At 31.3% G+C, this 10,108-nt stretch carries 12 protein-coding genes; 3 read left to right on the top strand and 9 right to left on the bottom strand.

The features are described 5' to 3' along the window. Window positions 1–90: 90 nt before the first annotated feature. The 7 genes from ACFOZZ_RS09330 to ACFOZZ_RS09300 form a co-directional block, all read right to left on the bottom strand. Window positions 91–2,031 (bottom strand): FAD-dependent oxidoreductase, encoded by a 1,941-nt coding sequence (locus ACFOZZ_RS09330; RefSeq protein WP_278860687.1) that lies wholly within the window; start codon window positions 2,029–2,031, stop codon window positions 91–93. 121 nt (window positions 2,032–2,152) lie between these two features. Then, window positions 2,153–3,163, bottom strand: coding sequence for a helix-turn-helix transcriptional regulator (locus ACFOZZ_RS09325; RefSeq protein ID WP_279079098.1), 1,011 nt, complete (start codon window positions 3,161–3,163; stop codon window positions 2,153–2,155). Next, complete coding sequence (locus tag ACFOZZ_RS09320) at window positions 3,160–3,909, bottom strand: Cof-type HAD-IIB family hydrolase (RefSeq protein ID WP_278779427.1); 750 nt, start codon at window positions 3,907–3,909, stop codon at window positions 3,160–3,162. The genes ACFOZZ_RS09325 and ACFOZZ_RS09320 overlap by 4 nt, the downstream gene beginning before the upstream one ends. Window positions 3,910–3,946: 37 nt before the next feature. After that, on the bottom strand, window positions 3,947–4,432 hold the full coding sequence (locus tag ACFOZZ_RS09315; protein WP_055234855.1) for a hypothetical protein: 486 nt from the start codon (window positions 4,430–4,432) through the stop codon (window positions 3,947–3,949). Next, window positions 4,419–5,024 (bottom strand): ATP-binding cassette domain-containing protein, encoded by a 606-nt coding sequence (locus ACFOZZ_RS09310; RefSeq protein ID WP_320803775.1) that lies wholly within the window; start codon window positions 5,022–5,024, stop codon window positions 4,419–4,421. The genes ACFOZZ_RS09315 and ACFOZZ_RS09310 overlap by 14 nt, the downstream gene beginning before the upstream one ends. A gap of 12 nt (window positions 5,025–5,036) precedes the next feature. Next, window positions 5,037–5,525, bottom strand: a complete 489-nt coding sequence (locus tag ACFOZZ_RS09305) for a hypothetical protein (protein WP_278779433.1) — start codon at window positions 5,523–5,525, stop codon at window positions 5,037–5,039. Beyond that, window positions 5,509–6,366 carry a hypothetical protein gene (locus ACFOZZ_RS09300; RefSeq protein WP_376815121.1) on the bottom strand — a complete coding sequence of 286 codons (858 nt, stop codon included), beginning with the start codon at window positions 6,364–6,366 and terminating at the stop codon, window positions 5,509–5,511. Before ACFOZZ_RS09300 ends, ACFOZZ_RS09305 begins: the two co-directional genes overlap by 17 nt. A gap of 137 nt (window positions 6,367–6,503) precedes the next feature. On the opposite strand from ACFOZZ_RS09300, the gene ACFOZZ_RS09295 reads away from it, so the two are divergent. Together ACFOZZ_RS09295 and ACFOZZ_RS09290 are read left to right on the top strand one after the other, a co-directional pair. Then, window positions 6,504–7,193, top strand: coding sequence for a LytR/AlgR family response regulator transcription factor (locus tag ACFOZZ_RS09295; RefSeq protein WP_376815120.1), 690 nt, complete (start codon window positions 6,504–6,506; stop codon window positions 7,191–7,193). Next, a complete protein-coding gene (locus tag ACFOZZ_RS09290) occupies window positions 7,193–8,440 on the top strand; it encodes a sensor histidine kinase (protein WP_376815119.1) in 1,248 nt (415 codons plus the stop codon). The genes ACFOZZ_RS09295 and ACFOZZ_RS09290 overlap by 1 nt, the downstream gene beginning before the upstream one ends. Before the next feature lie 107 nt (window positions 8,441–8,547). Here ACFOZZ_RS09290 and ACFOZZ_RS09285 read toward each other — a convergent pair whose 3' ends face one another. Then, window positions 8,548–8,982, bottom strand: coding sequence for an HD domain-containing protein (locus tag ACFOZZ_RS09285; RefSeq protein WP_320803778.1), 435 nt, complete (start codon window positions 8,980–8,982; stop codon window positions 8,548–8,550). Between the two features lie 130 nt (window positions 8,983–9,112). On the opposite strand from ACFOZZ_RS09285, the gene ACFOZZ_RS09280 reads away from it, so the two are divergent. Continuing rightward, on the top strand, window positions 9,113–9,679 hold the full coding sequence (locus ACFOZZ_RS09280; protein WP_278861001.1) for a TetR/AcrR family transcriptional regulator: 567 nt from the start codon (window positions 9,113–9,115) through the stop codon (window positions 9,677–9,679). An 8-nt stretch (window positions 9,680–9,687) separates the two neighbouring features. On the opposite strand, the gene ACFOZZ_RS09275 is transcribed toward ACFOZZ_RS09280, so the two are convergent. Beyond that, window positions 9,688–10,086, bottom strand: a complete 399-nt coding sequence (locus ACFOZZ_RS09275; RefSeq protein ID WP_055289570.1) for a DUF956 family protein — start codon at window positions 10,084–10,086, stop codon at window positions 9,688–9,690. Window positions 10,087–10,108 lie beyond the last annotated feature (22 nt).

Raw genomic sequence — 10,108 nt, 5'->3', positions numbered from 1 at the left:
AAACCCTGTAAAACAGGGTCACGAAATAAGGTCTCTTTTTTATCGTGTCCATTTTACAGGGTCCATTTTATTTTGAGAGGGCCGTTTATTTTATAAGTCTTTTGTTAGGTTATATGCTTCTGTAATAGCTGTCTTAATATTACCAATTTCATGGGCATCACCAATCATATGATAGTTAAGACCACTTTCCTTCAACATTTCTTCAACAGCCGGGTTCTTCTTATAACCTGCTGCAAAGATAAGTGTATCTGCATCCTTGATTGTATGAGTAACGCCTTCAAGTGTATAGTTGATTTCCGTTTCAGTCACTGATTCTACCTTAGCACTTGTAATAATCTTGATACCCTTCTGCATCATTCTTCTTACAAGTAAGCTTCTGCCTGGTCCAGATTCATTCATCATGACACCATTTGCCATTTCTAATATAGTGACATCTCTATTTCTAGGGAATAAGTCATTGATTAATGGTGCTAAGTAATCAGCTGTTTCACAACCTACTGATCCACCACCAACAATTACAATCTTACGACCTGGGAACTGTTTACCAGCTAATACATCATCTGCAGTCATCCATGATTTGAACTGAGTAAATGGATTAATAACGATTGGAGAAGCACCAGTACCTGCAATGACTTCATAATCCTTAAATTCATTCTGTAACATATCTAAAGTCACTTCTGTATTTAATCTTACATCAACACCTTCAAGTTTATGAGCCATATACTTGATAACTAATGTTAGATTCTGTTTTGCGATAGGTACTGCAGCTAAGTTCATTTCTCCACCTAACTTATCATCCTTTTCGCATAATACAACATGATGACCACGTTTATGTGCTACAAATGCAGCTTCCATACCTGCTGGTCCACTACCAATCACAAGAATATTCTTCTTGTTTTCTGCTTCTGTAATCGTATCTTCGTTTTCAATTTCTAATGAAGGGTTGATTGTACAAGATACACGTTTACCAAACATAATACCTGTTAAGCAGCGTAAACATCCAATACATGGTCTAATATCTTCTACATGACCATTCATTGCTTTATTAACGAATTCTGCATCACATAAGTTAGCACGTCCCATCATACAGATATCTGCTTTATCATTCGCAATGAGTTCATCTGCAATCCAAGGTTCAGTAATACGTCCAACTGTTGCCACTGGAATAGATACATGCTTCTTAATTTCTTCACTTAATAATGCATGTGAACCCATCTTAGTTCCTGGTGCTGGAATAGAACTTCCTCTTGCGATAGTTGTACCACCAGAGACATGAAGCATATCTACACCTGCTGCTTCTAATGTTTTAGATACATAAATCATATCATTGATGTTTAAACCACCATCAGTATATTCATCACCAGAAATACGTACATCAATAATAAAGTCCTTACCACACATTTTACGTACTTCTTCAATAACTTCTAAAGTAAGTCTTAATCTACAAGAAATATCTCCTCCGTATTCATCTGTTCTCTTATTATATAAAGGAGATAAGAAACCACCTAATAAACCATGAGCATGAGCTGCATGGATTTCAACACCGTCAGCACCTGCAGTTTTAACTCTTAAAGCTGCTTCACCAAACTGTTTAATAATAACCTTTAATTCTTCTTTAGTGACTGAACGTGGTGCTTCTTTTGCATAATATGGTCCTACATTACTTGGTGCGATTAATCTTGGTGTACCAGGAATTGGGAAAGCCATATAAGCTGGGTGGAATAACTGTGGTAGAATCTTACAATCATACTGATGTACAGCTTCAGTTAATTTTTTCCATCCAGGAATAAAACTATCATCATGAATAGACATATCTCCAGGTAAATAGATATATGTTGGTTCTACTGTAGTGACTTCAGTAACGATTAATCCAACACCACCCTTTGCACGAGCTGCATAATGAGCCACTAATGCATCAGTAACATAACCCTTATCAGCTAAGTTTGTACTGATAGGAGGCATAAAAACTCTGTTTTTTACAACTGTTTCACCAACTTTAATAGGTGAAAATAAATGTGAAAATTCCTTCATTTGTATTTTCCTCTCTTTCGTCCACATTATATCACTCCTCTTGTGAATAAAAAATCATGCTTTTATATAAAAACAGTCATATTTTGCCTTCTTATTGTTAAGAGAAGACAATATATGACTGTTATAAAACGATTTGTATACGCTTACCTTTGTTTGACATTTTAATTTCTTCTTCTGTTTCTAGTTTAATATGTTCTGCATTTAAAGTAATCTTGCATTTCTCATCTTCGTAGATAGTTTCTTCTTCATTAATGAAATCTTCTAATATTTCATCAAAGTTATCGAGATTCATTTCTCTTTCTTCTGTAGGTGCAAAATTCTTCTTAAAACGTTTTCTATAATTACTCGGTGATATGCCATAGATTTCTTTAAACGCTTCTGTATAGGCTTTAGAATTAGGCATACCGCATTCATCTGATATTTCTGATATGTTCTTGATTCCTTCTAGTAAATCTTCTAAAGAAGCACGAATACGTACACTATTTAAATACTTGACAAAGGTAATACCAGTAAACTTCTTAAATAATTTAGATGTATAACTTAAACTGAATGAAAGTGTATCTGCCACATCACCTAAAGTTAAGTTCTCATTGTAGTGAGCATCGATATATAAAATAGCCTTCATATAGTTCTTATGGGCTTCATCCTGTAAAGGGAGGGAAGACATAGAGAAAGAGACCTGAGAAGCAATAGAAAGGATGTCCATCATATAAGCATTAAGAGTATAGAGGTTATAGTTTCCCTGTCTAATAAGTTTAAGAATTCCTGATATCTTATTTTTTAATTGATCATAAGCCTGATTTGTGACAATCATTGTAGAAAAAGCTTCAGTGCTATTCCCACTCATTGCGGAAGTCATGCGATCAAAATCTATATGTATTGTAAGAATCACTCCATCTTTTTTATGCGTAATCAAATGAATATCTCCGGGCGCAATCATCACAAGTTCACCTTTTGATAGTTTAGAAGTAAACTTCTCTGTCACTATCTGGTATTCTCCTTGCAAGACATAAGAGAGTTCTAAACTCTTTTGTCTAGAGAAGATATGACGATCAAAGCTGTTGATACTTAAAGAGAGAGGATATCCAAACTTCTGTCCTGAAAAATCATAATAATCTGACATATTCATCATAATAGTAAGTCCTCCAGATATTTACCTATTCCATCATGATCACAATCATCACATACTGCATCGGATTGTTCTTTCACATGTTCAAGTGCATTACCCATTGCGACACCTGTTCCTGCCTTAATAAGCATAGGAAGATCATTTTCACCATTTCCAAAAGCGATGGTATCCTTTAAATCAATATGATGAAAACGTGCAATTCTCTCCAACATTGTTCCTTTATCTACACCTTTTGGTCCTATTTCAAGCCAATAAGGATCAACTAAAGAACATGTATAATCAAGTCCCTTAACGTCAAAGGAAGGACGTCCATAAAAGACAAATTTATCAAATATTGCATCTTCATGTATCGGAATATGCAAATGTAGTAATCGAACAAGCAAGGATTCATTATAGTGGAACATCACTCTTTTATTATTGATATAGACAATAAAGCCATAGTGATGTGCTTTCGCATATCTTCTTACTTTTAAGTAATCATCATAGTTTAAGCGTTCATGTTCAAGTACATTCTCTCCTAGATGATCATGATAAGCTTGTCCATTATTGCATGAATAGCCACTCATTGGATATTTTTCAAAATGAAGCATATCACCATATTTCTTTAAACTATTAATATGACGACCACTCGAGAGAATAACGCCTATTCCCTTCTCTTCTAAATCAATAAGTGCCTCTAGTGTTCGTGATGAGATTTTAGAACGACGGTTTAGCAATGAACCATCCATATCACAAAATATTAACTTCATAAAACACCTCCATGAAACAATCATAACACAAAAGGCTTCAAGACATAATTCCTGAAGCCAAAGTAATGAGATATTTAATAAAAATGATAAGTATAAATGTAATCATGAACGTATGCGTTCCTAATCTTTTATAGAATAAAGACATACATAGTCCTACAACTATTTCAATGAAGACTGTTCCTATAAGTCCTAAGATACAAATATCATAGAAGAAGAAATCAGTGAGAATAGAAAACAAAACAAATACAACTAGTGTATCTACTATTCTTACGAACATCGTTGTATGATACTTCTTTCTTCCCATTCTGATGATCGATAATGTATCTATTTCAATATACTGGAAGATACAATCAGATACTATTTTTAAATATAAGTAATTAACTAGAAGTGAAAATACAATATAAATAGGTCTTTGAGGAAAGAAGTATTTGATATCTGCATAATCAATAAAGTTGATATGAAATACTTCTCTACATATAAGAAATAGAATAAAGAGAGAAACATAGTTCTTAATAGTCTTCACTTTGAAGCTTCCCCTCTTCTAGTAAATAGGTATGAGTATAGTGAACACGAGCTAAGCGATCATGTGATGCAATCACTATACTTTTACCACCTTCTACTAGTGTATTGACCATATTCTCAAATACGATAATACTCTCTTCATCCAAACCTCTTGTTGGTTCATCAAAGAAAATAAGATTCTGATCTTCCATCACCGCTTGGATAATACCTGCTTTTTGTCTCATACCTACAGAATAATTCTTAAGTGTTGAAGAACTATCATAATCTAATGAGTACATATGACATAGTTCTCTTATTCTTTCTTCATTATAGTTATGATTGATAGAAGCAAGAAACTCAAGATTGAATCTTAAAGTTTCATTTTCAATAAATCCTGGGTTTTCTATAAGTGCACCTATATATGTATCAGGCTTCTTATCAATAGTGCCTGAATCAGTTTGAATAATATCGCAGATAATCTTAAAGAGTGTAGATTTACCACATCCATTCTTTCCATGTATATAGAGACACTCTCCCGTATTTATTTCTAGATTGATATCTTCTAATACAATGTTTTGTTTAAAGCTTTTTTTAATATGATTGACTTTCAACATCTTTATTTCCTCCTAGAAGAACATGTAATGATAAGCAAGATTGATAATGATAGGTAAAGCGATATAGAGAATATTTGATTTCCTATTGAACTGTAAGTAAATAATGGATATCTCAAATAGAAATAGAAATGTATAAATAACTAACATCAATAGTAGCTTGATACTCATTTGAGAGATACCATATACAAGAAATAAGAAGCTATAGAGAATAGCTAAGAAAAGAAGTGTAGTCATGATCATAAAGGCATAGATATTTTGTTTTGTATTCATATAGCCCTTACGTGTAATCAAAGTATGGTTAATCCCATTGATGATCATGATCTTCTTATACATCAATACAAGACACGCAATATTTAGAATCAAGGTAATATAATTACTTGTAAGAAGAATATAGATGAAGTTAACTCTCCCATTTAATCTTGTGACTACAGGAATAAGAAGAATCAAAATAATAAGTGAAATAGTGTCCTGTTTCTTAATAAGTTTAAGTAGTGGAGTCATGATAATCCCTCATTCCAAAAAGAATAGATGACGAAAGATAATAGAGTAATGCCGTACCAATATAGAAGAGATGAGGATTGTTATTTAAAACAGGACTTTTAATAATGCTTGGAGTGAGAATATTAATGATATTAAGGAAATAAGCCAATGTGGCAATCAAGCTTCCTGATGTATTATAGAATGTGTGAGATAAAACTGATGCACCAATATAAAGAATAAGAGATACAAGTAGTCCAAGCGTTCTATAGAGATAAACATTCTTAATAAAATACTGTAATGAGAACAAGAAATGAGAAAAAAGTGCATAACCAATTGATGAAAGAACCATATAGATAATAAGATTAAGAAGTAATGAACTAGATAATAGATTAGTCTGTCTTGTCGCATTCATATAGATTGGATTAATAGAAAAAGATATCTTAAAGAAGAAAAGATGAATGATTAGTATTGTAAGTAGATGAGTCATAAAAATAAGAATAAATGTCGCAAGAAAATTAAATTGTCTTTCTTTTTTATGATAAAGAGAAGAAAACATACGTGTTATCAGAAAATGATTGAATTTATTATGCTCATATAGTAAGAAATCAGCACTAATGATATTAGGCATAATGAGAGTAGTAAGGACATATAGTATAAGTGTCAGTCCTGAATCCTGTAAGTAATAGAAGAAGTCTAAGCCCATTTCAGGATCATTTGATTTCATGAGTATCATTTCTTTTTCAGGAATAGATCCATAGGCTCCTTTATAGCTGATGAATATTCCTGCAACAATCGCAATGAAATAAATAGAAAATAAGAGAAGTTTCTTTTTGGATTTAAATAAGTAGAAGAATTGTTTCATAAATTATCTCCTTAATATGTTAGAATATAATTAATAGTTCTTTTGTTTATTTCATTTTAGATAATACATAGTATATATTCAATTGAGTGGTCGTTAATGGTCTATTTAAAAGCGTCAATGATAAGGAGATGGAATCTATGGCATACAAAATTGCGATTGTAGATGATGAAGAAGATGACTTAAAACATGTTTGTTATCATATAAATGATTTCTTCTCATCTACAAATATAGAGCTTAATACATATATGAATGCCTTACAGTTTCCTATAGATATATATTTTGATGTCTTATTTCTTGATATCGATATGCCCCATGTTTCAGGATTAGAACTTGCGAAAGAGTATAAAAAAAGACATCAAAATGCGTTAATTATCTTTATTACCAGTCATAACGAACTGGTTTATAAAGCATGTAATATACATCCTTTTGACTTTATTAGAAAAGAGAATCTAGATATAGAAATGCCTGATGTATTAGAAGAAATCAACTATCATTTATCTCATTTACATCCAAGTGTGACATTCTATATCAATGGAAATGCCTATATATTAAGAAAAGAGTCTATTCTTTATTGTGAAAGCTTCAATCATCAAACAGAGATACATTTTGATACATCTTCTATTACTGTCAATATGCAGCTAGGTGATGTAGAAAAGACGATTGATTCTAATCATTTTAAAAGAGTTGGACGTTCTTATCTCGCAAATATGAAAAAAGTGACTAAGCTAGAAGGTACAACATTATATATAAGTGAGCATCACCAGATACCAATAAGTAGAAGAAAGAAAAAGCTTGTATTAGAGTATATGAAGGAGGTGCATCATTGATGTTAGAAACAAATAATATAAGTTTCATCGCATTATCTTTGATGTTGTTGTCATTCTTCTATTATGTCTATTCTATCAGCATTAAAGAGAATCTAATCAAGTTTATTGGTTCTGTACTATTATTATCATCTGTTTCTATTATTTCTTCTATGTTGATACATAATGGACTTCTTAGTATATGTCTATTAAGTTTATGCCTCATTCTGTTTAAGCATGACAGACTTCTAGAATGTCTATTTATATCACTCTACTTTATCTTTCTTAAGGTTCTTACCTATGTGATTATGACATGGGGTATCAATATTTTTATATATGATCTAGTTTTACCTATTCATGATACAATCTATGGTTCAGATATCCTTTTATGTGTATTTTTACTTCTTACAGGGCATTTATTTAAGAATTATTTACTGCGTATTAAAGAATATACCGCCTTCTATCTTGGTATCCATTCTGTTTTAATACTCATCTATTTGTCCTATCTTATAACTATTTTCAAGAAAGGTTTTCTTCCCATTGAAAGTTCTATAGAAATTGTACTGATTACTATTCTTGTGATATTGATCTATCAGATGGTTAATAGAATACTAAGTATAGAGAAAGAGAATTATCTAGTAAAATTAAACAATGAGGAATTGAAATTCAATAAGAAGAATTATGAAAATATCATTTCTCATATGAACGAAATCAGAAAGATTAAACATGATATGAATCATATGTTGTTGTCATTACTGGAAGATTGTGAAAAAAAAGATTATGAATCACTCCATAATCATATTAATAACCAATTACATACAATAAATAAAACACAAACAGTGGATACAGGCAATGCCTCTTTGAATCTTATACTATCTTCTCAATTATCTAAGATTAAAGATAAGAATATTGAATTTATTGCCAGTCAATTTGATGATGATATCCCTATGGATAAGATAGATTTCTATGTATTACTAGGTAATTTATTAGATAATGCGATTGAGAATTGTACATCAAAGTCTATTAAGAAGATTATTCTTGATATTTATAAAGAGAGTAATGATTTCATTATTGATATTAAGAATACAAGCATCAATAATCCTCTTGTAGATAACCCAAACTTCAATACAACTAAAGAAGATTGTGGTCATGGGTTTGGAATGCGTTCTATTGTGAATATAGTCAATAAGTATCATGGAGAGATCACTTATGATTACTCATATCGTTATTTTAGTGTTCAAATCAGAATAAAAAGCTCATACAACCAGTAAGCGACTCTTCACTGTGATTTAAGAAAATGACTACCCCACTTTTCCAAAGGTAGTCATTTTTCTATTCCTATCAACAAATAATTTTAAAAAAAGCTAGAAATTCTAGCTTATCTGTTAAACAACGTCTCTTCTATTGCACAGATCTTATCCGCAATACATACAATCCATGCTTCTTTGTATGCTGGAGGAATAGGAGTTAAAGGAAACATATGTCTGACTATAATATTTCTAACTCGTGGTGATAATGTATAATCCATTTCCGCATTTTTATAAGCACATTCTGGATGAGTGAACCCGTGGAGATGTCTTCCTTCTCCATCATGCCAGTCATATAAGAAGTAATCATGTAATAATGCGCCAATGACTAAAGCGTCCATATTGACTTGTATTGGGAGCCATTTCGCAATCTTAACACTCATACGAGCGACATTTACACAATGTGTATAAACAGAAATAGAACCATGCTGTATATAATTCTTCGTTTCATTGATTCGACCACAATTCTCTAGATAACGTAATTTCTTTTGAACAATGTATGTCATTCATTTATCCTCCATTGTTGAAACCCTTAATCCGCCTGTATTATAATATAGACATGTAAATAAAAAAATGGTCAGAATAATATATATATGATACTAAATATACATATTTACTAGAAAGTGAGATAAAACTATGGATAAAAAGACAGACAGACGTGTTCTTAAGACAAAACGTGCGATATATAATGCTTTTGTAGAACTTTTATCTGAAAAAGAAATCAATCATATTACAATCACTGATATCTCCAAAAAAGCAGATATCAACCGTAAAACATTCTATAACTACTATTCAAATATCTATGAAGTTATGGAAGAGATAGAAAACCTGACGGTTGATACGTTCATTAAAAGACTTGATGCAATAGAATTTACGAATATGACTGATTTTCTCACAGAAATCTTTAGTCAGTTTACTGAAATCATTAATAGTGATCTAGACTTCTTTAGTCATCTCTTTAAGACAAATAATCGCTCTATTTTAATAGTAAAGATTGTAGAAGCGATTAAAGAATATATTCGTAAACGTATTGAAAAGGAACAGGAATTAGATATACAGAAATTTAATATTGTGGCTGATTTCTATATTCCTGGTATATTATCTGTTTATATGAATTGGTTTATAAATAATCATAATATCCCTATCGAAGAATTATCTCATATTCTCACAGATCTTATTCTTCATGGAACAGAAAAAAAATGATCAGGCAATTAAGCCTGATCATTGACTTTGTGTCGATATTTAGAGTCAAAGATGTATCGTATACCCCTTTTAATAATGGTAAGGAATGTAGGAGAACGATACATTTTTTCTTTTGGAAAATGATTTCCAACCACCTGTAATGTTTTCACATTATTACGTGTAGAGAAAGTAAAATGTCCATTGTTTTTAGTGAATATTGCGAAACGTGCAATTTTCTTATTAAAATATACAGAAGCACTGATATAATCAATTTCTTCCCATGGAATCTGAATAAAGTCTTCTTTATTCTTTTCGTTATAGAACTCAAAGGCCTTGTCCCCTACCATGACATCCCCATAGTTAGTTAAACCATTTAGTGAAGTCGCTTTAATTGAAAAATCAACTTTTGTATTTTGTGATTGTGCCATTTTATTTCCTCCTTAAAGATTA

The organism is Catenibacterium sp. GCM10023432, assembly GCF_042651925.1.
Taxonomy (GTDB): Bacteria; Bacillota_I; Bacilli_A; order Erysipelotrichales; family Coprobacillaceae; genus Catenibacterium; species Catenibacterium mitsuoka.
This window is presented reverse-complemented; position numbering and strand designations above follow the sequence as displayed.